This window comes from Prosthecobacter sp. Pr1, assembly GCF_057652315.1.
In genome coordinates this window covers 304634-326378 of the sequence record NZ_JBYFBS010000005.1, presented here as the reverse complement: position 1 = coordinate 326378, position 21745 = coordinate 304634, and the positions used below count along the sequence as shown (strand labels likewise).

General features: G+C 61.2%; 18 protein-coding genes, 1 tRNA gene and 1 other RNA gene. 6 read left to right on the top strand and 14 right to left on the bottom strand.

Translation table 11 applies throughout. The annotated features are described in order from the left end of the window. Nucleotides 1–35: 35 nt before the first annotated feature. Nucleotides 36–1223: a XylR family transcriptional regulator gene (locus tag AC24GY_RS11055; protein ID WP_487682802.1), complete on the top strand. Its 1188-nt coding sequence runs from the start codon at nt 36–38 to the stop codon at nt 1221–1223. Here the strand turns inward: AC24GY_RS11055 and AC24GY_RS11050 are convergent. The 9 genes from AC24GY_RS11050 to AC24GY_RS11010 form a co-directional block, all read right to left on the bottom strand. Next, nucleotides 1220–1732, bottom strand: coding sequence for a hypothetical protein (locus tag AC24GY_RS11050; RefSeq protein WP_487682800.1), 513 nt, complete (start codon nt 1730–1732; stop codon nt 1220–1222). The genes AC24GY_RS11055 and AC24GY_RS11050 overlap by 4 nt on opposite strands. Nucleotides 1733–1828: 96 nt before the next feature. Continuing rightward, nucleotides 1829–2332 carry a hypothetical protein gene (locus tag AC24GY_RS11045; RefSeq protein WP_422318546.1) on the bottom strand — a complete coding sequence of 168 codons (504 nt, stop codon included), beginning with the start codon at nt 2330–2332 and terminating at the stop codon, nt 1829–1831. A 310-nt stretch (nt 2333–2642) separates the two neighbouring features. Further along, a complete protein-coding gene (locus AC24GY_RS11040; protein ID WP_487682798.1) occupies nt 2643–3116 on the bottom strand; it encodes a DUF2127 domain-containing protein in 474 nt (157 codons plus the stop codon). Nucleotides 3117–3246: 130 nt separating this feature from the next. Continuing rightward, nucleotides 3247–3384 carry a hypothetical protein gene (locus AC24GY_RS11035; RefSeq protein WP_487682796.1) on the bottom strand — a complete coding sequence of 46 codons (138 nt, stop codon included), beginning with the start codon at nt 3382–3384 and terminating at the stop codon, nt 3247–3249. 103 nt (nt 3385–3487) lie between these two features. Further along, a complete protein-coding gene (locus tag AC24GY_RS11030) occupies nt 3488–3901 on the bottom strand; it encodes a hypothetical protein (protein WP_422319796.1) in 414 nt (137 codons plus the stop codon). Nucleotides 3902–4014: 113 nt separating this feature from the next. Further along, nucleotides 4015–4953, bottom strand: coding sequence for an FAD:protein FMN transferase (locus tag AC24GY_RS11025; protein ID WP_487682794.1), 939 nt, complete (start codon nt 4951–4953; stop codon nt 4015–4017). A gap of 89 nt (nt 4954–5042) precedes the next feature. Next, nucleotides 5043–5441, bottom strand: coding sequence for a hypothetical protein (locus AC24GY_RS11020; RefSeq protein WP_487682792.1), 399 nt, complete (start codon nt 5439–5441; stop codon nt 5043–5045). A gap of 20 nt (nt 5442–5461) precedes the next feature. Further along, the gene (locus AC24GY_RS11015; RefSeq protein WP_422319793.1) at nt 5462–6115 is read right to left on the bottom strand and encodes a GTP-binding protein; all 654 of its coding nucleotides are present in this window, start codon (nt 6113–6115) and stop codon (nt 5462–5464) included. Between the two features lie 63 nt (nt 6116–6178). After that, on the bottom strand, nt 6179–9271 hold the full coding sequence (locus AC24GY_RS11010; protein ID WP_487682790.1) for a hypothetical protein: 3093 nt from the start codon (nt 9269–9271) through the stop codon (nt 6179–6181). A 600-nt stretch (nt 9272–9871) separates the two neighbouring features. Here AC24GY_RS11010 and AC24GY_RS11005 point away from each other — a divergent pair. The 4 genes from AC24GY_RS11005 (at nt 9872) to AC24GY_RS10990 (ending at nt 14268) form a co-directional block, all read left to right on the top strand. Further along, nucleotides 9872–9946, top strand: a tRNA-Glu gene (locus AC24GY_RS11005). A gap of 183 nt (nt 9947–10129) precedes the next feature. Then, a complete protein-coding gene (locus AC24GY_RS11000) occupies nt 10130–11074 on the top strand; it encodes a GDP-L-fucose synthase family protein (protein WP_487682788.1) in 945 nt (314 codons plus the stop codon). A 54-nt stretch (nt 11075–11128) separates the two neighbouring features. Next, nucleotides 11129–12412, top strand: a complete 1284-nt coding sequence (locus AC24GY_RS10995; RefSeq protein WP_487682786.1) for a class I SAM-dependent methyltransferase — start codon at nt 11129–11131, stop codon at nt 12410–12412. A gap of 104 nt (nt 12413–12516) precedes the next feature. Further along, nucleotides 12517–14268: an ABC transporter ATP-binding protein gene (locus tag AC24GY_RS10990; protein ID WP_487682783.1), complete on the top strand. Its 1752-nt coding sequence runs from the start codon at nt 12517–12519 to the stop codon at nt 14266–14268. 165 nt (nt 14269–14433) lie between these two features. Here AC24GY_RS10990 and AC24GY_RS10985 read toward each other — a convergent pair whose 3' ends face one another. The 4 genes from AC24GY_RS10985 to cysS all read right to left on the bottom strand — a co-directional run bounded on the left by AC24GY_RS10985 (nt 14434) and on the right by cysS (nt 18886). Continuing rightward, nucleotides 14434–15003, bottom strand: coding sequence for an elongation factor P (locus tag AC24GY_RS10985; RefSeq protein ID WP_184338114.1), 570 nt, complete (start codon nt 15001–15003; stop codon nt 14434–14436). Nucleotides 15004–15113: 110 nt separating this feature from the next. Next, nucleotides 15114–16430: a DUF1552 domain-containing protein gene (locus AC24GY_RS10980; protein WP_487682781.1), complete on the bottom strand. Its 1317-nt coding sequence runs from the start codon at nt 16428–16430 to the stop codon at nt 15114–15116. Nucleotides 16431–16558: 128 nt separating this feature from the next. Continuing rightward, on the bottom strand, nt 16559–17164 hold the full coding sequence (locus AC24GY_RS10975; RefSeq protein WP_487682779.1) for a 3-keto-disaccharide hydrolase: 606 nt from the start codon (nt 17162–17164) through the stop codon (nt 16559–16561). 315 nt (nt 17165–17479) lie between these two features. After that, complete coding sequence (cysS, locus tag AC24GY_RS10970) at nt 17480–18886, bottom strand: cysteine--tRNA ligase (protein WP_487682777.1); 1407 nt, start codon at nt 18884–18886, stop codon at nt 17480–17482. Nucleotides 18887–19487: 601 nt separating this feature from the next. On the opposite strand from cysS, the gene ssrA reads away from it, so the two are divergent. After that, nucleotides 19488–19839, top strand: a transfer-messenger RNA (tmRNA) gene (gene ssrA, locus AC24GY_RS10965). Between the two features lie 250 nt (nt 19840–20089). Here the strand turns inward: ssrA and AC24GY_RS10960 are convergent. After that, entirely contained in the window at nt 20090–21352 is a 1263-nt protein-coding gene (locus AC24GY_RS10960; RefSeq protein WP_487682775.1) for a L,D-transpeptidase family protein, read from the bottom strand. Nucleotides 21353–21745 lie beyond the last annotated feature (393 nt).

Here is a 21745-nt window from a genome sequence, read left to right as displayed (position 1 = left end):
TGCTTCCGGGGGGGGATTCCGGTTTGCATCCTGTCATGCCGAAGGACTCACGTTCCCAACCCGCCCGCATCCCGCAGGTCGCCGTTCTTGTCGATACTTCGCGGTCTTACGGCCGTGACATCGTGCGCGGCATCCGGCGCTATGTGGCGGAGCACGGCCCGTGGTCGCTGTATCTGGAGCCGCGCGATCTTCGCAGCCGTTTCCCTGACTGGCTCAAAGACTGGCCCGGAGACGGCATTCTCTCCCGCACTGTCGATGCCGCGATGCTGCGCCAGCTCAAGGCGACGAAGCTGCCGGTGATCGAGCTCCGCACCACGGTGCTGCCGCATTCGTTTCCCTTTGTCGGCATGGACAATCGCATCGTTGGCACGCGGGTGGCGGAGCATCTGCGCAATCGCGGCTTCCAGCGCTTCGCCTGCTATCTGGACACCGCCGAGGCCTTCTTCGTCGAACGCAGCGAGTACTTTGCGCAAACTCTGCGCGCGCATGGCTTCGAGTGCTCCCTTTTCAAATCCGGCGGGGCAGGGGCGAAGCGGCTGCGCTGGGATGAGCACCAGCGCGCCTTGTCCGAATGGCTGACGTCTTTGGAGAAGCCCGTGGGGGTTTTTGCGGTAAATGATCAGCTCGGCTTCTGGCTGCTGGATGCGGCGCGCCGTGCAGGCATCGCCGTGCCGGAGGAGGTGGCGGTGGTCGGGGCGGAGAATGACAACATGCTCTGCGACACCGCCTCCCCACCGCTCTCCAGCGTGCGCTTGCGCGGGCAGGCCGTGGGTTACGAAGCAGCGCGCATGCTCGATGAATGGATGGCGAAACGGCGTGTGCCCAAGCCCGGAGAAAAGCATCTGCTGGCGCCGGGGGACATCGTCGTGCGCCAGTCCAGCGACATTGTCGCGGTGGAGGATCCACGCATTGCCGAAGCGCTGCGCTTCATCCGCCAGCATGCCACGGAGCAGATTGACGTGACGCGGGTTGCGCGGGAGACGGCGCTCTCACGCAGTGTACTTGAGCGGCGCATGAAGGCGCTCATTGGCCGCAGCCCTGGGGAGGAGATCAACCGCATCCGCTTTGCTGCGGTGGAAAAACTGCTCACTCAGACTGATCTCACGCTTGATGCCATCGCCGCGCGCTGCGGCTTCACTCACCCGCAGTACATGGCCGAGGCGTTTCGAAAGCGTGCAGGCATGACGCCGGGAGAGTTTCGCCGACAAAGGGCGGTGATCTAAGGTGCGGGATCGGCAGGAGGCTGCCGCTTCGATTGAAACAGCTTCACCGCCTTGAGAATCATCGCAGCACGGGAACCAAAGACGAATTGGTCGAAGTCCGGACGCAGTTCCATGAGGTGCAGGCACATCGCCTGCAAGATCATCAGATCAGCGCCCATGAAGGAAATGGGTTTCCGGCTGGCAAAATAAAACTTCGCACCGCTGCCAACGGCGATTTCCACCTTCGTCAAATCTTCCACGCGGCCTTCAGCGAGCTTCTTGCGGCGGCAGAGCCAGTGGGAGATGACGCCGTCTTCGATACGGATGGAAAAAAGCAGGGTGGGCAGCACGAACACCGGAAGCAAACATCCCATGCCCAGGCAGATTCCCAGCAGGAGCTTCAGATCCAGCGGGCGTCCTTGATGGTGGTTCATGGCGCCAATCGCCACGGCTGCCACTGCGCCTATCACCAGACCGGCGATAAAAATGGAGCGAATCTGTTTCCAAGTGTTGCCGAATTCAGTGCGCATGGTGGAGCATGTTTTAACTGAAATTTGTCTGCGACGGCAAGAAAAAAGGCGGTTCCGATGATCCGGAACCGCCCTGTGAAACTGCTCAGCGCCTGATTAAGGAACGGACTTCACGCTGGAGAAGATCTTGCCCAGAGTTTCGAGGCTCTTCTCGCTGTCTTTCTTTGAGATCCAGTAGGTGATGGTCAGCACCTTGCCGTCTCCCACTTCGGTGAAGAGGAAGCCGATCACGGCCGGGCCCCACTCCTTGCTCTCGCCGCTCCATGAGATGCGGCTCCACTTGCGGCCGGAGTCTTCAAAGTCTTTCGTTTCCTTGGTGGCGGCATCCACCCTCACCTCATGGTCTTCGGTCAGCCACTTGAGGCTCTCCTCGATGACGCTGTCCATCTGCTTTTCATCGGCCACCACTTCGAGGTAGATCGTGGCCACATTGTCGGGAGATTCGGCGAGGATGCCGTCGTCGGAGGCTTCGGGCTCCCAGGAATCTGGGATGCTCACAGTCGTCGCTGGTTTGTCCTCCGGAAGTTTGACCGTGCCGGCCGGAGCCAGAGCAGGGAAAAGGGTGAGGACGAGGGTTGCCGCGAGGAGGGTGTGTTTCATGGGATAGAGTGCCTTGGCACTACAGATCGCAGCAACGCGGCCCATGGGTTTGCCGCAAATGGTATTCCGGTCGCTTTTTTGCGGTCGGTGGTAAAAAAACGGGGTGGATCACTCGATCCACCCCGGTTCTTTGAAGTGCGTACCAACAGCCATGCAGGAACCACTATCTGAAAATTGCGACTGGCGGCCTTGCGCCGCTTTCGTTGTCTGGTGGTAGATTCACACATCTTGAAGAAGATGTGTCAGAACGATGTAAAACATTCGCAAGAAAGACGGCTTTCGTTCAATAAGGTCAGCCTGACCATTGAGTTTATTGAGCCTTTTGGGTTCTGCGCTTTTGCAGCAGTACCTTGGCCACCAGCAGCACGATCACCAGATTGACCACCAGTGCGGACACATGGATGACGCTGGCTTTCTCGTAGATCGCATAAACCTCGGGTGGCAGGTAGATGCAGCCGCCCACCAAGGCCAGCCATTCGGCCCATGCTTTCTGCTTCCACAGCCCATAGGCCTCCGCAAAGCGGATGGTGGAATACAGCAGCGCCATTCCAGCCATCAACCAGAGCCGCTGGTCGGTGAGGGAGGAAAACAGATCAATGAAGATGTGAGGATACTTCCGGGCCGGATTGAGATGCAAATGCTCCACGATTTCGCTGCTCCACACGTGCAGATCCCGGTGCAGCAGCCCCAGCAGGCCGAAACCCGCCAGCAGGACAATCGCCCCCTTGGCTGCTTCGATCGCGGCCACCACATCAAGACTTTTGTGCAGGCCGGAGGAGGTCATGCGGAAGCATGCGCGGAGAGGGGAGGGCGGCAATGGGAAAGCGGGATGATCATTTCATTGTCTCATCGTCTTGTCTGCCATAAGGGGACGTATTTGAAACGAGATCGACCTCCCGGCAGCGCCGCCATCGTCAAATCTTCTGCGCAATGATGACGAGATGCTTCTTCGGCTGCCTGTCATACTCCAGATGCCGGCAGACACAGCCACGCTGTATCTGCAGTTCGAGTGTCGTTTCATCGTAGCTGCGAGCGAGTTCGCTGGGAGTCATGAGATGGGGATGGGCAAAGAATGCGGGTCAAGACTTGGCGCGGTCAATCTCGGCGACAGACAGTCGAAGGAACAATTCATGGAAGGTTTGTTCTTCGATGCCATTAGAGACAGCGGAATGACTGATCTGGGAACCTGCGAACTTGCACCTGTCGGGTGGCGAGATCGTTGGAATCCCAACCAATGTCGATGACACCAGAAATGGCCTCGATTTCCCAAGCATAGACGACTAGAATTTTCTGCCATTCAAACTGTATGATATCGTGGACTGGGTCCAGTAGCTTCCGCCAAAAAGGCATCAGCAGCTCCACGAAATGGTCTGCATCCGAATACTTGCCCACCGTACCCCAGATGAGAACATCGCCTTGGCCTCTCGATTTGTAGAGAAAATTGCCTGCAGCAAGATCAGACAGAAATTCCTCAGCTTCGTTCTCCCCACCTTTAAGAGGAGCAGGATATGGCTGAAAAAATTCCCCAGCCCAATCTTCCTTTCTTGCTTCTTGGGCAAACTCCTTCACGCGATCTGGAGTGCAGGAAATGGGCAGCGATACTTGAATGAGAACACCTAAGCCCATAGTGCGTGCAATAAGAAGCCCGTGAGTTTAGATTTCAAGGCGTTTGATGATTGCGGTCACTCCACAAACCGCACCGTCACACCCTTCACCTGCGCCGCCATTTTGAGGCCGCGCTCCTTGCCCATCACGCAGATGGCGGTGTCCAGAGCATCGCTCGTCATGCAGTCCGGGGCGATCACGGAGCAGGCGATGCGCGCCGTGAGTCCCAGTCCGGTCTGAGGCGAGACGATGTGGGAGTAACGAACGCCTTCGATCTCGGTGAACTGGTACAAGTCTCCCGATGTCGAAACGCCGCAGTTGTGCAGGCGCACGCTCTCCAGTTTTTCTTCCGTTGCGGCACTGGCAAACTGCCGCAGCTTGATCTCCCAGGCATCTTCTCCCGGCGGCGGATCGCCGATGGCGATGTCGCCACCCGCCATGACGAGGGCGCGGTTGAGGCCGTGTTCACGCAGCACGCGCAGGCCGGCATCGGCGGCGTAGCCTTTGGCGATGCCACCGAGATCGAGCAGCATGCCTGGCTTCAGCAGCGTGATGGTGTGCGCTTTGGCATCCATCTGCACGGCGCGCCAGTCGGTGGCGGTGAGCGCCTGCTGGAGGCGGTCTGCGGGGGGCAGTTTGTGGGTGCGTTTGGTACGCCGCCAGAGGTGGGTGAGATTGCCGCAGGTGATGTCCAGGGCACCCTCAGTGAGGCGTGCGAATTCGAGGGAGTGCGAGATGAGGATGAAGAGATCGTCGCTGGCTTTGAAGGGCTTGCTGGGGCCGGCATTGCAGAGCTGCATGAGCTCGCTGTTGGGCTCGTAGTCGGAGAAGACGGCGTTGAGCGCGGCGATGCGTTTGAAGGCGGCATCGGCGGCGGCTTCCGCCTGGGCTTTCGTATCCGCATGCACGGAGATGCGGAAGGTGGTGGCCATGAGCGGCGCGGAGAAATCGAACCGCTCCAGGGCCTGCGCGGGGAGGGCACAGAGGAGCAGGAAAAGGGGGAGGATGGAATACACGGAACTCACGGCAGGTGGATCGTATCGACGAAAAACCCGGCCTTGGAAAGGCCGGGTGTGCAGTGGGGGCGGGAGGCGCCGATTCCTTGTTACCAGGCTGGCTCTGCGTGCAGCGCGTCGGAGAGATTCATGGAAGGCGCAGAGACAGGGCGGATGCGGGTCGTGATGGGCTTTGCCAGTCCTTCACATGCCATGCGGATGAGAGGGATGACGTCGGTGTTTTGGCAGCGAACGAGCAGCACGCGGCGCTGCGGCAGGCCGTGAAGGTAAATGACACCACCGTCGTGCAACTGGACGATTTCCAAACAATCGCCGCTGCCGGAGCGGCGGCCCAGTTCGGAGGCGGCGGACAGGGTGGCATGCGCCAGCACCAGGATGGCGGCCGTGGGTGGCTCAGCATCGCCCGCGCAATCGAGCAAACGCCCGGCGTCATCAGCGATGGCAATCTGAATGACTTCGGGAATGGAGGCGAGGGCGGTGAGTTCCATGGTCAATGCACAAGGCGGGTTTACGCGGCGAGAGCGTGGGTGGGAAGCTCGTGAGGGGTGGCGGAGGTGCTGTCTGCAGGCGCGGTGCGCAGGCGGAACTGATGCAGCACGGCCTGGGAGATGGCATTCAGCGTTGCCAGCACGTTGCGACCGCTGCGTGCGTCCGATTCGAAGCTGAGAAAGGGCGTGGGCCGGTTGTTGAAGAGGTATTCCAGGTACTCGACCGGTGCGGCATTGGGAAGATCCCGTTTGTTGTATTGAATGACGATGGGCAGGCGGTCAAGCGCGCTGCCGTTCATGCGCAGGTTGGCTTCCAGGCTTTGCAAGGAGTGCAGATTGTCGCGCTGGCGGTCCATCTGGGAATCTGCCACAAAGACCACGCCATCTGCCTGCCTCAGCACGAGTTGCAGCGTGGCATTGTAGGTGATCTGGCCGGGGACGGTGTAGAGATGAAAGGTCGTCTTGTAACCGGGAAGGGCATCAGCTTCGACGGCGAGGAAGTCGAAGAAGAGGGTGCGGTCTTGCGCGGTCGAGAGCGAGACGAGGTCGCTGCAGCCATTGGGGTCCAGCTTGGCGTGGATCTGCTGGAGGTTGGACGTTTTCCCGCTGAGCGGACTGCCGCAGTAGACGATCTTGAAGCTGACGGTGCGGTCGTCGTGATTGATGCTGGGCATGGCGGAGGGGGGTGACGAATGGAATGGAATGAAGACCGCAGCCTGTCGCTGAACGCCGGGCTTTTAGTCCAGCATGCGGGCGAGTTCGCGGGCGATGAGAGTGATCTTGTCGCGCATGCCGGTGGAGGGTTCGTCATCATGCAGCACGCCGATGATGGATTCCCCTGGGAAGCAGAACGTCAGCAAACGACCACCCGCATTGACCGTGAAAGTTTCAGCACCTTCAATGCCAATGAGCGGAGCGAGGCCGCGCAACTGACGGGCGATGTCCGGCGCCTGGCGCTGGAACTCCACGGCATCCTCCTTGGATAAATCCGCATGGCTGAGCACCTGGGAGCCATGCAGGCAGACGCAGGCGCTCAGGCCCGGCTGCAGGGCCAGCAGTTCGACGACGCGTGGCGCAGCCAGTTTCTCCTCAGTGCCCAGCAGGGCGCGCAGCAGGAGCTGATCCGTCTGGGTGTCGAGCGGGGAAAGACCGAGGAAGGAATGCTTCACCGCCGCCATTTTAGCCGGAGCCGCCGCGAGCGGTGTGGCTTGAGCTGCGGGTGTCTTGAACAAAGCGGGGGCAGCCGGAGCGAATTTGGGTTCTGGTCTGGACTGCGGTGCTGCCGCCTCTGAAAACAGCGGTACATTCAGCGACGGGGAACTGAACAACCCACGCGAGGCAGGCTGTGGCACCGGGGCCGCAGGCGTGGAGAACGATGGAATTTCTTCCAGGGCTGGAGCGAAGGAAGGGGTGGGCTGAAACGAAACTGGCGCAGGCGCGGGTGTGGCAAACAGGCTGGAGGCTGGTTTGACCTCGGGCGCGGGTGCAAAAGCAGGGGCAGGGGCAGGGGCAGGGGCAGGGGCAGGGGCAGGGGCAGGGGCAGGGGCAGGGGCAGGGCTCTGTGGTGTGGGAACCTGCCCGAGCAGCTGCGCGCTGCTAAATCCTGATTCCGCAGGGCCTTTGCCTGAAAGGGGGCCGGTGGAGGAGGAGGCAAAAGGATCGAAGGGTTTCACCGACCCTGCCAGAGGTGCACTCGGCGGAGACGCTGAAGGAGCCCCTGATGGCGACGGCGATGCACCGAAGGATTGAAACGCTCCGGCGAGTGGCTGCAGGGTGTTCGATGGCGATGCAGACGTCGGTTGTGCGGAGGGGAATGAGAATGCTGCTGGAGCTGGAGGCGGGGGCGCTTCGGCGGGTGCCGCGAGAGGGGAAAATCCAAACTGTGCAGGTGCGCTGGCTGGCTGAGGAGAGCCAAAGGCTGAGATGGGAGAGGAAGCTGCCGCAGGCTGGTTTTGGGTAAAGGGAGCCAATGCCGCAGCGAACATCGGAGCCGGTTGCTGGGGCTCAGCGGGGGCAGTCGGGGAAGAAGCCGCAAACATGGGCTGCGAATTCTGATCTGGCTGCTGCTGAGGATGGGGCTGCACCGAGAAGCGGGCAGGGGCTGGGGCCGCTGCCGGGCTGGGACTGCCAAAGGTGGCTGCCGCCGCAGGTGCCGCCGACATGTTGGTGAGCGAGTGAAACACCTCGTTCTGGGGCAGCTTGATCTTGAAGTCGCGCTTCGCGTTTGAGAGCGTGTTGCGGAAACCGAAATCGGAGATGCCATCAATGAGCATGCCGAGTTCCAGCACCACGTTGCCGGAGGCAATCTGTTCGTGCAGCGCGCTGGCCTGCACGCTGGTGGTGATCCACGCGGGGAGAGTGGCCGGATTGAAGCCCAGTTCTTCAACACTGTAGCCGACAAGAACTGCGGCGAATCCTAATTTCGCCATGCCCGATGAGCCGGGCGCCCCTGCTGGTGCCTGTGAGCCGAAGGCATTCGGCGCGGGAGCTTGCGGCTGGGAGGCAAACGCGTTTGGCGCGGGTGATTGTGGTTGTGGCGCGAAACCGTTCGGCGCAGGTGGCTCGGCCGGTAGTGGCGTCTCCTTCATGGCAGAGACGAAAGCGGAACCAAAGGGCATTGCGGGGGCCGTGGCCACATCTGAAGGCACAGAGGCTCGCTGCTGTGCTGCGGGCGTGAACAAGGTGGAAATGGATGCCTGTGGCTGCGTTGTCGCGGAAGGCGAAGCAGACCAATTTTCCGCCGGTGCAGGGGCAAACGGGGAAGCGGATGGCGCAGCTGCTGCAGGCTGCTGCTGCGGGCTGCCGAAGAGCGAACCATTTGGGCCACCACTCAATGAGAAGAGAGAGCCTGCCGATGTCGCGGGAGCAGACGCTGCGGGCTGTTGCTGCGGACTGCCGAAGGGCGAACCATTCGGGCCACCACCGAACGAGAAAGGAGATCCTGCTGGTGCTGAGGGAGCGGGCGCTTCGGCTTGCTGTGAGGTGCCAAAGGGCGAACCATTCGCGCCACCGCCTAGAGAGAATGGAGAGCCTGCCGATGTCGCGGGAGCAGGCGCTGCGGGCTGCTGTTGCGGGGTGCTGAAGGGGGAGCCATTCGGGCCACCACCGAACGAGAAAGGAGATCCTGCTGGTGTTGAGGGAGCGGGCGCTTCGGCTTGCTGCGAGGTGCCAAAGGGCGAGCCATTCTGGCCACCACCCAGGGAGAAGGGAGATGCGGCTGAGCTGGCGGGAGCGGGTGCGGCTGGCTGCTGCGGGGTGCCGAAGGGCGAACCATTCTGGCCACCACCGAACGAGAAGGGAGACCCTGCCGGCGCAGAGGCCGCTGGTGCTGCGGGCTGCTGCGGCATGCCAAAGGGCGAGCCATTGGGACTCGCGCCAAATGAAAAAGGCGATGCTGGAGGCTGCTGCGCCGAAGGTTCGGCGTTCGGCGGGCTCATCTGGAAAGGAGTGCCCAGGGGAGATGCAGGCGGGCCGAAGGAAAACGGTGCGGGCGATGGGGCTGCGGCAGGAGCGGGGGCCGCACCATTGACCTCGCGGGCTTGCGCGATCAAACCTGGAAGCTTGGCCGCCGGCAGTGACACCATGCGTGGATCTTGGGGTGAGATGGGCACTTGGAAAAGCGCCGGGCAGACCCGGTAGAGTTCAAAAACCGGCAGTGCCGCCTGTCCGCTGCGCAGGGCGTTTTCCAGCAGGGCAGGTGGCAGGGAAAGCGGCTGCTCCGCAGGCAGCGCCCCCATGCGCACCACTTCGGCTGGGAGCTGGTGGATCACATCCCCGACCGTCAGCGGTGAATTCGTGGGCGTGGCTCCGATGACGCTGAAAGGCGACATTCCTGCGGCTGAATTGATCGGCGGTGCAGCAATCGGTTCGTTGCCAGCTGTTCTGAAAAGTGGATTGCCCCCGACTTGGAAGGGGGATGCACCAGCTGGAAACTGTGTAGGGGGAGACGCTTGCATGGAAGAGGGGCTGTTCGTGCCAGGGCCAGCCATTCTCTGAGGATGTGATCCCGCGAAGTATTGTGGAGGGTCTTGCCCCGGTTCGTTAGAACCGGCCCCTCGCTGGAACAAACTTCGGAACGAAAAACTCATCTGCGGATGTAGCGGCCCGACTTAACAAAATAGCAAGCCTGTGTGAAAAATCTAGTAATTATAAAGAAATGCCTCGGCATTAGCGTTATTTAACTGAGCTTAAGTATTATTGCCACACAGTTCAAGCATTTTTCAGCGGTTTCACTTATCTGAATCATTGTTCAGCATCCTTGTGGCCATGCCGGCCATGATTGCATGCTGCTTCGCGCTAAAAGCAGATACGGCCCTGTCTTTAGTGATCGGATCCAGCCTGTCCGAAAAAGAATTTCAGAATCAATGAATTTTCTCTTGCGCAATTCTTCTTTGAAAGCAATATCCCCGCCCGCTCAATCCGAGCAAAACGACCCCTTCGTCTAGCGGTTAGGACACATCCCTTTCACGGATGCGACACGAGTTCGATTCTCGTAGGGGTCGCCACTCTCTTCAAGAGAGTGGCGGCCGAGGAAAATCAGCCACGACTGATCACCGGCAAAACTGCTGCACAATGGTGCCTACTGCCATGCCATGGTAGTGCTGGCCGGAGATCAGGCCGCCCCGTCATTGTCACCGGAAATTGAAGCTTTGCTGGACACCGCAGGCGCATCCGCTAGGCATGCAGGCATGTCTTCATCAGGCGGCAAACTTTTCATCACGGGTCATCAGGGTCTTGTCGGGCGCGCATTGATGCGTCACTACGCCGGCAAGCCGGAATGGCAGGTCATCACCCGCACCAAGGCCGAGCTGGATCTGCGTGACCAGCATGCCACGGATGCCTTCTTTGCAGCAGAGCGGCCGGACCAGGTCATCCTCGCGGCGGCCACCGTGGGCGGCATCAAGGCCAGCTACACCCAGCCGGTCGATTTCCTGCTCAACAATCTGCAGATTCAAAACAGCGTGCTCTCCGCAGCGCACCGCTTTGACACGAAGAAGCTGCTCTTCCTTGGCAGCACCTGCATCTACCCAAAGGTGGTGGAGATGCCCATCCGTGAAGACAGCCTCATGACCGGGCCCATGGAGGAGACCAATGCGCCGTATGGAGTCGCCAAGATCGCAGGGATCAAGCTCTGCCAGGGCTACCGGCATCAGTATGGGCGTGATTTCATCTGCGGCATGCCGGCAAATTTGTACGGCCCCTTTGATAATTTTGATCCCGAGCACTCGCATGTGCTGCCTTCGCTGATCCGCCGTTTTCACGAGGCCAAGCTGCACAACAAGCCCAGCGTCACCCTCTGGGGCAGTGGCAAGCCGACGCGTGAATTCCTCTTCGTGGACGATCTGGCCTCCGCCTGCGCCTTCCTGCTGGAGAACTACAGCAGCCCGGACATCATCAACATCGGCACCGGCGCGGAGATCAGCATCCGCGATGCCGCAGAGGTCATCAAAACCATCATCGGCTACACCGGTGAAATCCTTTGGGACACCACGCAGCCAGACGGCAATCCGCGCCGCCTGCTGGACGTCAGCCGCATGGCAAACCTGGGCTGGAAGGCCAGCACCGACTTCCGTGAAGGTGTGGCGCGCACCTACCAGTGGTTCCTTGACAATCGCGCCACCGCCCGCGTGTGAACCTGCCCATGAAGTCTAGCTGGACACACCAGCACAACAATGCCAATTGAACCCATGGCCATCCAAGCTTTCCGCCCCGTCCTCATCACCCGCAACACCTGCCGTATTTGCGGCTCACGCAGCCTCACTCCTGTCGTCAGCCTTGGGGATCAATTCATTGGCGGCGTGCTTGCCAGCGCTGATGGCAGCGCCCTCATCAAGCGCAAGGTGCCTCTCGATCTCGTGCGCTGCGATCCTTCGCAGGATGAAAACGCCTGCGGTCTGGTGCAGATGCGCCACTCGGTGCCGCCGAAGGTTCTGTATCATCGCTACTACTATGAGTCTGGCATCAACCAGTCCATGATCGACAACCTCACGGGCATCACCCAGCTCGTGGAGCAGACCGTCAGCCTCCGCGCCAAGGACATCGTGCTCGACATCGGCTGCAACGACGGCACGCTGCTCTCCAGCTACAAGACCCAGGGCCTGCGCCACATCGGCATTGATCCTTCGGACGTGGCCCTCAAGGCCCGTGCCAAGGGCTTTGAAGTGGTGAACGACTTCTTCTCCGCCCGCGCCTTCAGGAGCGTGCACGCCACGGAGAAAGCCCGCGTCGTCACCAGCATCTCCATGTTTTATGACTTGGAAAACCCGCACGCTTTTGTGCAGGACATCGCTGATGTGCTCGCCACGGACGGCATCTGGATCCTGGAGCAGAGCTACCTGCCTGCGATGCTGGACATCAACAGCTTCGACACCATCTGCCATGAGCACTTGGAGTACTACTCCCTCGCCGTGCTGGAGCGCCTCTTCGGTGATCACGGCCTCGAAGTCATCGACGTGCATCTCAACGATGTGAACGGCGGCAGCTTCCGCCTCGTGGTGGCCAATGCCGGCCAGGTCAAGCCTTCCACTGAAGCCGCCGCCCGCGTTCAGGATCTCCGCATCCGCGAGTTCGAAATGGCGATCGATTCCGACGCCCCTTACGCCGTCTTCCGCGAAAACATCGAGCGCATCCGCGCCGACCTCACCGCCTTCCTGCAGAAAGCCAAGGCCGAAGGCAAGCTCGTCCACGGCTACGGTGCCTCCACCAAGGGCAGCACCACGCTGCAGTTCTGCAATGTCACGCCCGATCTCGTGCCCGCCATCGCCGACCGCAATCCAGTCAAGTGGGGCAGCTACACCATCGGCACGCAGATCAAGATCATCTCCGAAGAAGAATCCCGCGCCGCCAAGCCCGATTACTACCTCGTGCTGCCATGGCACTTCATGCCTGAGTTCCTCAAGCGTGAGCAGGAATTCCTCGCCCGTGGCGGCAAATTCGTCGTCCCGATGCCGCAGGTGCATCTGGTGGGTTGATCGTAGCGCAAGCGTTCGCTTGCCTTCAGGAGTGGCGGCAACTCGCCGCCATTCCACATTCGGTTTGAATCCCGCGCCGTGCTCGCTCGTCTAGCCAAACACCTATGGAAGACAAGCCCGAGCCAATGACGAACAGCGCCGCGCTGCGCCGTCTGCTTGTGTTCGCACGCGGGCATTGGCGCATCGCCGCGTGGCAGTTTGCGCTGGCCGTGGCGGGCACCTCGCTCATCTTCGTGTTTCCCGGCGTGGTGCGTTGGTTCATGGATGAAATCATTCCGCAGAAGCGCGGCGATCTCATCTGGCGCGCGGGCGGTCTGGCGCTGCTGGCCTTCGCTTTGCGCGAGGGCCTCTTCTACTTCCGCACCCGGGTGAACTGCACCTTTGAGCAGCGCATGATCACGGATCTGCGCAGCCAGTTGCACCGAAAGATCGAACTGCTGCCCCTGCGCTGGTTTGATCACCAAAGCACCGGCGACATCCTCACCAAGCTGGCCGACGACGTGCCCGCCACGCAGCGCGTCATCCTTGAAGGCATCGAGCAGGGCTGCACCGCCGTGCTGCAGATTCTCATCACCGCCATCGTCATGCTGGTGGCGGATGCCAAGCTCGCGCTCATCGTCCTGGCACCCACGCCGTTCATCGCCGCCGGTGGGTGGATCTACTCGCGCTGGGTCTCCCCGCGTGCCACCGCCGCACGCGAGGCCACCAGCGCGCTCAATGCCACGCTGCACGACACCATCACCGGCATCCGTCAGATCAAGAGCTTCACCGCCGAAGAGATGCGGCAGTGGAAATTCCTCGCCGCCAGCCAGCGTCTCAAAGAAAAGCAGACACGCCTCATGGCCGCCTGGGCCTTTTACGCGCCCTCCATGACGCTGCTCGGAAATGGCGGCCTCGTCCTGCTGCTCATGGCCGGTTCCTGGTGGTGTGTGCAAGGAAGTATGACGCCCGGCCAACTGATGGAATTCCTCCTGCTCGTGGGCTTCCTTTACGAACCCATTGCCCGGCTCCATGGTGTGAATCAAACCCTGCTCAACGGCCTTTCTGCGGCCAAGCGCGTCTTCGCCATCTTGGATAATGAAACCGAGGAGGACCTCGATGCCGGACAGTCGCTCGAAGCCATCCATGGCGAGATCGAATTCAACGCCGTCACCTTCAGCTACCGTGCCGAGAAGCCCGTGCTGCATGACATCTCACTGCGCGCAGCCCGTCATCAAACCATTGCCATCGTCGGGGCCACCGGTTCGGGCAAGAGCACGCTCTTCCAGCTTCTCACCCGGTTCTACGATCCGCAAAGCGGTGCCATCACGCTCGATGGCGTGCCGTTGCAAAAACTCAGCAAACGCTTCCTGCGCCAGTCCTGCGCCTACGTCACGCAGGAGGCCTTCCTCTTTGCCGGAACCGTGCGCGACAACCTCCTCATCGGCAAACCCAGCGCGACCGATGACGAACTCTGGGCCGCTTTGCGTGATGCCTGTGCCGAAGACTTCATCCGCCGCAGTCCCGAAGGCCTCGATGCCGAAGTGGGCGAGCGCGGCGTCCTTCTCAGCGGCGGCGAGCGCCAGCGCCTCGCCCTTGCCCGCGCCTTTCTCAAGGACGCCCCCGTGCTTCTCCTCGATGAAGCCACCTCCGCCGTGGATGTGAAATCCGAGCACCTCATCCAGGCCGCGCTGGCCAAACTCCGCGCCAACCGCACCAGCCTCATCATCGCCCACCGCCTCAGCACCATCGTGGAAGCCGATGTGATCTACGTGCTGCATCTTGGAAAAATCCTCGCCCACGGCACGCATGAAGAGCTGCTGCAAAGCTCCGCGTATTACCGCGAGATGGCCGCGCTGGCGTTCGACGGAGGATAGGCCTCCGGCCTGTCAACGGACTGGGGCTTCCAGCCTGAGTCCGGATCCAAAAACGGAGGCGAGACGCCCCGATCCGCAAGACAGGCCGGAGGCCTATCCTACAAACAAAAACGCCTGAGCGTTTTCACACTCAGGCGTTCGTGGATTCAATGAACTCAGTTCAACTCAGTTCGCGCGGCCGAGGTAGGTGCCGTCTTCCGTCTTGACGCTGATCTTGTCGCCAGGGCCGATGAAGAGGGGGACCTGCACGCGCATGCCGGATTCCGTGGTGGCTTCCTTGTACACGTTGTTGGCGGAGTCGCCCTTCACACCGGCAGGGCTGTCGGTGACGGTCATGATGATGTTCGCAGGGAGTTCGATGCCGGCGACGACGTCATCCGCGAAGACGACGAGGTACTTCTGGCCTTCGATGAGGTAGCCGCGGGTCTTGGCGTCCAGCTTGTCTTCACCGATGAGCACGTCTTCAAACGTTTCAGGGTGGATGAAGTGGTAGCCGTCGCCGTCCTTGTAGCTGAATTCGTGGTTGTCTTTAACGAGGTTCACGGACTCGAGCGACTCATTGGAAGTCATGCGCAGGTTGTACATCTTGCCGATGGTGATGCTGCGGACGGACATCTGCACGAACGAGGCCATGCGCGGTGGCGTCTTGAGTTCGGTGTCGGTGACGACGCAAACGTCGTTGTTGTAACGGACGGCGTGTCCTTTGCGGAGATTGATAACTGGTGTGGCTGGCATAAGAGCGTGTTTCCTTGGCGAGTTTGGCGTGCTTTGCAAGCGCCGGTTCGAGGCCTCCGCGCTTCAGGCGGGCGGCGGCGGAATGGTTTCGGAGTTTATTGACAGGCTGTTTAAGACAGATTCAGCGCCCCGCCTTCGCAGAGCTCCTTCTTGCCGAAGGTCTGCAGGTCGTGGCCCATGGCCTGCGCCACGGACATCCAGAGGCGGTTGTGCGCGGCTTTGTCGAACTTCAGGCTGCGGCCCATTTTGAATCCGCAGCCGCCGCCGATCATGATGTAGGGGATGTTGTCGAGCGTGTGGCTGTTGCCCTTGCCGAGTTCATTGGTCCAGACGAGCAGGGTGTTGTCCAGCATGCTGCCGCCGCCGGTGGCTTCGGGGGTCTCGCTCAGGCGCTTGGCCAGGTAGGCAAACTCACCGGCGAACCAAGTGTTGATCTTGATGAGCTTCTCGTAGCTGTCCTTCTTGTCGTCCGGATCGTGCGAGAGGGAGTGGTGGCCCTCCTGGATGCCGAGCCAGCGCATCTGCGCCATGCCCACGGAGCGCATGTACTGCAGCGTGCCGATGCGCGCCATGTCATTGGCCAAAGAGTTCACCAGCAGGTCGATCTGAATGCGGCTGATCTGCGGCGTGTTGTCGTTCACCAGTTCGATGCTTGGGTCCACCTGCGGCACGGGGTGGATCAGCTTGCCCTGTTTGTCGGCATCGGCCAGATCCTGCTCCATGCTGCGCACCAGTGTCATGTGCTGGTCCAGCAGCGCCTTGTCGCGGGCGCTGAGCTTGGAGGACACTTTTTTCAAATCCTCGCGCACATCGTCCAAAATGCTGACAAGGCTGTCCTTGTCCTTCATGCGGCCATAGACCTTCTTGAGGATCTGATGCGGGTCATCAATGGGGGCCACAGGCTGGTTGCCACCGGCATAGCTCATGCGCGTCCACGGGTCCGCGCGCTCCGGCACTGCCACGCCAAACTCCAGGGAGCCAAAGCGCGTCTTCGTTTCCGCGCGGCTCTGCAGGAAGTTTTTCAACTCCTGATCGATGGAGATGTTGCTGGCCCAGCCAGCGGGATTGCCGCCGCCGCCCATGATGTTGCCCTTGAGCAGTTCATCGCAGGTGAGCAGGCAGCTCATGCCGCGCATGTGGCTGTCGCCATCGCCCTTCACTTTGTTGGCGATGCCGTGCAGCACCAGCATCTGCTTTTTGAACGGCTCCAGCGGCTTGAGGATGGACTTGAAACTGAAATCCGCGCCTTCCTGATCCGGCCAGAACTCGTTCGGCAGCGTGCCGTTCGGCGAGAACATGATGATCAGCCGCTGCTTCCGCTGCGGGGCAGGGGCGCCCGTGATGCTGGGCAGCCCGGCGAGGAAGGGCAGGGCACCGGCAGAGATGCCGAGATCGCGCAGGAATTGGCGGCGGTGAAGGTGTTTCATGGGGCAGGCTTTTTTGTCTGAAGGGGGGATAATAATATACCACCGCAGAAGAGCCTATCTAGCACTGAGGCGGGGGCATTGATCATAAATCTGCCGCCCTTCCTTCGCCCCCATCCTTCCAGCGCACCTTACGGCACTTCCTTGATCTGAATATGCCGGTACTCCATCACGCCGCGGTCGCCTTCCAGGCCGATGGGGCCGGTGGCGGGGAGTTTGAGGGCGTCTTCCAGCACCTCGCCGTTGCAGGTGCAGTGGGCCACGCCGTCCTTCACCTCGACCACGATCTGGTTCCACTCCTGCGGCTTGTACGCCTTCAGCTCCTTATACGGACCCGCCACGAGGTAGTCGCGGCATTGCAGCTGAGGCTTGCGGATGAAGACGCCGCTGTCCGCATTCACGCTGGCGCGGAATTCCAGCTTGAGGGTGAAGTTCTTCGGGAACTCGGCCACGGTGTAAAGCTGGCCGGTGAGCTTGTCCATCTCCGTGGGGAAGGTCACGGCGATGACGCCGTCCTTCACGATGTAGCGCCCCGCATCAGCGGCTTCGGTCTTGCCATCGTGCTTCGCGGTGATCGCGCCCGGATTTGGATCATCCTTCTTCGTCTTCTCGCGGAAGCACCAGCCGGTGAGGTCCTTGCCATTGAAGAGCGAGGTGAAGCCCGCCTCCGGCTGCCAGTCTTCAGCATGCAGTGGAAGAGTGGCGAGGACGAAGAGGAGGGCGGCGATGCGTTTCATGGTCGGGAGGATGGGTGGAATGGGAGTGCAGTTAAACGCAGCTTTTTCTCCGGCCCTGCGGAAAAAAGCAAAACAAAACGAGCGGGGGGCGCAGCAGGATATGGAGTGCGGTCGCGGAGTGAGGAACGAACGAAGCTACCGCTTTCGCAGGCCGGACGGCAGACAAAAGCCACAAGACCCACGAAAGCACATTCTCCTCGGAATGCGCAGGCTGCTCACCTCACGCTCACCATGAGACGCTCGAAAGCGGCAGCTTCACTCGTTCCTCGCTGCGCAGCCACACTCCATATTCTGCTGCGAACGCTCACCACCGACTCACTTCGCCACCACGGTAAACCCTTCCTTGCTGTCCTTGATCAGCCAGCCGGCGGCTTCGAGCTGCTTTCTCAAATTGTCCGCAGCGGCCCAATCCTTCGCCTGCTTGGCATCCCAGCGCTGCTGCGCGAGGGCTTGGATATCGGCTGGCACATCGGCGGCGGCTTCGTCCGCGATGGCAGGCAGCGTGAGGCCCAGCGCGCCGAGCATGAAGTGCAGGCCGTTGCGCGCGGCGGCGGCTTCTTCGGCGGAAAGCGTGGCGGGCTTGAGCTTGTTCAGCACGCCAAAGATGGAGCCGATGGCACCGGGGACGTTGAGGTCATTGAGCAGCACCTCCCAGGCTTCGGCAAACGGGCCTGCTGATTTCGCCTCGGGCAGGGCAGGGGAGAGGGCGGCCAGCGCCTTGTCGGCTTTCGCCAGCTTTTGCAGCGCCTGACGTGCGGAATCCAGACTGTGCATGGTGAAGTTCAGCGGCGCGCGGTAGTGGCCGGAGATCAGCACGTAGCGCACCTCCACGGCGCTGTAGCCGCGCTGTGCCAGGTCTTCCAGTGTGTAGAGATTGCCGATGCTCTTGCTCATCTTGCCGCCATCCACCATAAGGTGGGCCACGTGCATCCAGTGGTGGGCAAAGTGCCCGTGCGTGCTGCAGCAGCTCTGCGCGATCTCGTTTTCATGATGCGGGAAGATGAGGTCCACGCCGCCGCTGTGCAGATCGAAGTCCTCGCCGAGGTACTCCAGAATCATCGCGCTGCACTCCAGATGCCAGCCGGGACGGCCTTCACCCCAGGGGCTGGGCCAGAAGTTCTCGCCGTCCTCCGGCTTGCGCGCCTTCCACAGAGCGAAGTCGGTGAGGGAATCTTTCGTGTACTCGTCGCTGTCCGTCGCGCTGGCGGCCTCGCTGGCACCCAGGCGCAACTCGCGGTCTTCCAGGTGGCTGAGCCTGCCGTAGTCTTTGTAGGAGGAAACGCGGAAATACACGCTGCCGTCCGCCGCCGCGTAGGCATGACCACCGGCGATGAGTTTTTCAATCATCGCCACCTGCTGGGAGATGTGGGCCACAGCGGAGGGCTCGATGTGCGGCGGCAGGAGATTCAGCGCGGCGCAGTCGGCATGAAACTTCTTCGTCCAGCCCTGGGTGAAGGCGGTGAGCGTCTGCCCCGCCTTCTGCGAATCGCGGATCGTTTTGTCGTCCACATCCGTGATGTTGCGCACGTGCAGCGTGGGCGTGCCGGATGCCTCCACCACACGGCGCATGACATCCTGCGCCACGAAGGTGCGGAAGTTGCCGATGTGCGCCGGGCCATAGACCGTGGGGCCGCAGCAGTAGAAGCGCAGCGTCTTGCCATCCAGCGGCGTGGTTTCGCGATCAGTGCGGGTCAGGGTGTCGTGGAGCTTCAGGGCGGGCATGGGGGGCGTGGAAAATGAATGGTGAATGCGGAATGTCGAGCGCGGGAATGAGGAGAGGTGGGTGGCATCAAGAGGCCAAAAGCGGTCAAGGGGGCGGAAACGCACCATCGAAGCGGCATCGTCCTCGTTCTCGTTCTCCTACTCGTCCTCGATCCTGCCACCCCGCCACACCCAGAACATACGCACCGTGCCAGACACGTATTGTAGTCCCGCCTTCAGGCGGTTCTGGTCGCGCTACCCAGAGTCCAGATTCCGGCTAAAGCCGGTACTACGGAACAGCCTTGGGTTGATCGTAGCCGCATTGTCAGCGTTCGCCTATTCCTCATCGTCCTCGTTCTCGTTCTCCTACTCGTCCTCGATCCCGCCACCCCGCCACACCCAGAACATACGCACCGTGCCAGACACGTATTGTAGTCCCGCCTTCAGGCGGTTCTGGCCGCGCTACCCAGAATCCAGATTCCGGCTACTGCGCAGCCGCGAAGCGAACCCGGTACTACGGAACAGCGCTGGGGAGCTCGCGGCCGCCTCCAGCATTCCACGCCACCCACCGATGCCCCTTGACCCCGCCCCGGCATGGCGTATCCTAAGTCCTCTCCAAAACGGGGGCGTACTGGTTTCGACGGGTAGCCTTAGTTCGGAGCTGCATGCCGAGGATGATTCGTTGGCCTCGTTAAACACCGGATCAAAAACACAAATGCAAACTCTAACGAGCTAGCACTCGCAGCTTAAGCCCTGCGACATCCTTCAGGCAATGTCTGGTAGCCTGAACGATGCCACTACCAGGCTGGTTTGTTGGCCGGGCGACCGGGTCACAAACGAGATCAAACAGGACGCTGGGTGAAGAGTAGGCTGTCTCAAGCCGCCTCCCACCGAGACCAAAGATGAGACTGAGCATGGAGACGCTACGGGCAACGACTATTCGGACAGGGGTTCAACTCCCCTCGCCTCCACTTTCTTGAAGTCCAAGGGAGTGCGATGGGTTCTGAGAGTATGATTCCCTGAACTTGGGCCAGCACGTTTGGTGAAATCGGTTTTGGAAACGGCTGTCTGCGGAGTCCTGCGCTGAGGGATCGGGACGATCCATCTCCCCCAAAGCCTCCAGCAGGAGAGGGATCGTCTTGATCCCTCAACGCTCCGCCACTCCCAGGGTTCTTAAAGCCCAGCGTCAAAGCTTGCGATCGGCCCAAATTAAAAGCCCCGCCCTCAATGAATCGACACCACCACGCCCGCTCTCACACGCGTGGCCAGGCGGGCGATGTCCCAGTTCGCCAGGCGCACGCAGCCGTGGCTGGCGCTGCGGCCGATGGAGTCGGGATCGCTCGTGCCGTGCAGGCCGATGCCGGGCTTGTTTAGAGCCACCCAGATCACGCCGACGGGATCGTTCGGGCCGGGAGCGAGCAGATACGTTTCGTCGCCACGCTCGCCGGTCTTCAGGAAGGAGAGGTCATAGCGGAAATCCGGCAGGCGGGCGATGCCCTTCACCTTCCATTCACCCAGCGGGGACACCGTCTGCGCGGAGCCGATGGTCACCGGATAAGCAGCCACGAGTTGGCCGTTTTCAAACAAGCGCAGCATGTTGTCCTTCGTGTCCACCTTGATGGAGATCTGGTCAGCCGTCAGCGGGCCGGACTTGGCCGTGGTTGATTCCTCTTTGGCGGGTTTCGCGTCCTTGGCCTTGCCCTTGTCGGCGACTTTGCCCTTCGCTTCGCTGCTCTTCTTGCCAGACTCGGCCTTGGGCTTCTGCTTGCCCTTTTCCTTCTCGTTGGCTGCATCCTTCTCCGCCAGCAGATCCAGCAGCGGCAGCGTCTTCACGCCGCTGATTTCAAAAGGTTGCACATTCGGCACCCTCAGCGTGTCATCGGCTTTCAATGCGTCCAGCTTGCCGGGGTTCAGCTCCTTGAGGTAATCGATGTCCACGTGAAATTTCTCCGCCACCGCCTCCGCCACACTGGCATACGGCAGCCATTTCAGCTTGGCCATTTCCGGCACTTCCTTCGGCAGTTCGCCCGTGGCTTTGACGTCGGCCTCCGTCACCACGTAGTCGATGAAGACGGCCTTCACGCTGGCCAGGTCCATGTCAGCGAGATCCGGCAGCGGGGCGGTCTTTTCTGGCTGGCCTTCCACCTTGGCAGGAGCGGATGCGGCAGGCAGGGAAGGGAGGCCGTGCGCCTCACGATACAAGCCCAGCGCCTTCTCGGAAAAGCCGCCGAAACGCCCATCGATCTTCCCTGGCCCGAAGTTCGCGCGATCAAGAAACACCTGCAGCCGCGTCGCCGCCTCATGATCCGCGGGCATGGCGGGCGTGGCCTTTTCGCTTGGCGCAGCGGTAGCAGCGGGTTTGTCCGCAGCTTTGGCCTTCACCGTTTTCTTGTCAGCCGCCGCAGCGGGCAGGGATGGCCCGCACAGCAGGCTCAGGCTGAAGGTGAGGGCAAGCAAAGGCGGCAAACGAAGCACAGTGGGATACATGCCTAGCTAACGGCGGTGCTGCGGTAAACGGCTGTGCGCGAATCCACACGCGCAGGTGAAGCAGCCCTGGCCCACGAATAACGCAGCCCCCATTTGGAGTGCGGTTGCGCAGTGAGGCACGAACGCAGCTGCCGCTTTCGCCGTGCCGTGTGGTCCCCGCACGCCAGCAGTTCTCCGAAGGCGGGACCACGTGGGACGTTCACCTGCAGGTCAGCTCACGCCCACCACGCGCCTCTCGAAAAGCGGCAGCCAGGCTCATCCCTCGCTTCGCAGCCGCACTCCAAAGCCTCCCATGCCGCATCAGGGTCATGGATGAAAAAAGGCTGCTCCATTCGAAATGAGCCTTGGAAATCTCCCAGTCCGCCGCCGTGCAAAACTCACGGCCGGGCCGCC

Bases quoted from the DNA above. Each gene is read 5' to 3' on its own strand.
- AC24GY_RS11055 (WP_487682802.1), top strand. From the start codon at position 36: ATGCCGAAGGACTCACGTTCCCAACCCGCCCGCATCCCGCAGGTCGCC.
- AC24GY_RS11050 (WP_487682800.1), bottom strand. From the start codon at position 1,732: ATGCGCACTGAATTCGGCAACACTTGGAAACAGATTCGCTCCATTTTT.
- AC24GY_RS11045 (WP_422318546.1), bottom strand. From the start codon at position 2,332: ATGAAACACACCCTCCTCGCGGCAACCCTCGTCCTCACCCTTTTCCCT.
- AC24GY_RS11040 (WP_487682798.1), bottom strand. From the start codon at position 3,116: ATGACCTCCTCCGGCCTGCACAAAAGTCTTGATGTGGTGGCCGCGATC.
- AC24GY_RS11035 (WP_487682796.1), bottom strand. From the start codon at position 3,384: ATGACTCCCAGCGAACTCGCTCGCAGCTACGATGAAACGACACTCGAA.
- AC24GY_RS11020 (WP_487682792.1), bottom strand. From the start codon at position 5,441: ATGGAACTCACCGCCCTCGCCTCCATTCCCGAAGTCATTCAGATTGCC.
- AC24GY_RS11015 (WP_422319793.1), bottom strand. From the start codon at position 6,115: ATGCCCAGCATCAATCACGACGACCGCACCGTCAGCTTCAAGATCGTC.
- AC24GY_RS11010 (WP_487682790.1), bottom strand. From the start codon at position 9,271: ATGTCGCCTTTCAGCGTCATCGGAGCCACGCCCACGAATTCACCGCTG.
- AC24GY_RS11000 (WP_487682788.1), top strand. From the start codon at position 10,130: ATGTCTTCATCAGGCGGCAAACTTTTCATCACGGGTCATCAGGGTCTT.
- AC24GY_RS10995 (WP_487682786.1), top strand. From the start codon at position 11,129: ATGGCCATCCAAGCTTTCCGCCCCGTCCTCATCACCCGCAACACCTGC.
- AC24GY_RS10990 (WP_487682783.1), top strand. From the start codon at position 12,517: ATGGAAGACAAGCCCGAGCCAATGACGAACAGCGCCGCGCTGCGCCGT.
- AC24GY_RS10985 (WP_184338114.1), bottom strand. From the start codon at position 15,003: ATGCCAGCCACACCAGTTATCAATCTCCGCAAAGGACACGCCGTCCGT.
- AC24GY_RS10980 (WP_487682781.1), bottom strand. From the start codon at position 16,430: ATGAAACACCTTCACCGCCGCCAATTCCTGCGCGATCTCGGCATCTCT.
- AC24GY_RS10975 (WP_487682779.1), bottom strand. From the start codon at position 17,164: ATGAAACGCATCGCCGCCCTCCTCTTCGTCCTCGCCACTCTTCCACTG.
- cysS (WP_487682777.1), bottom strand. From the start codon at position 18,886: ATGCCCGCCCTGAAGCTCCACGACACCCTGACCCGCACTGATCGCGAA.
- AC24GY_RS10960 (WP_487682775.1), bottom strand. From the start codon at position 21,352: ATGTATCCCACTGTGCTTCGTTTGCCGCCTTTGCTTGCCCTCACCTTC.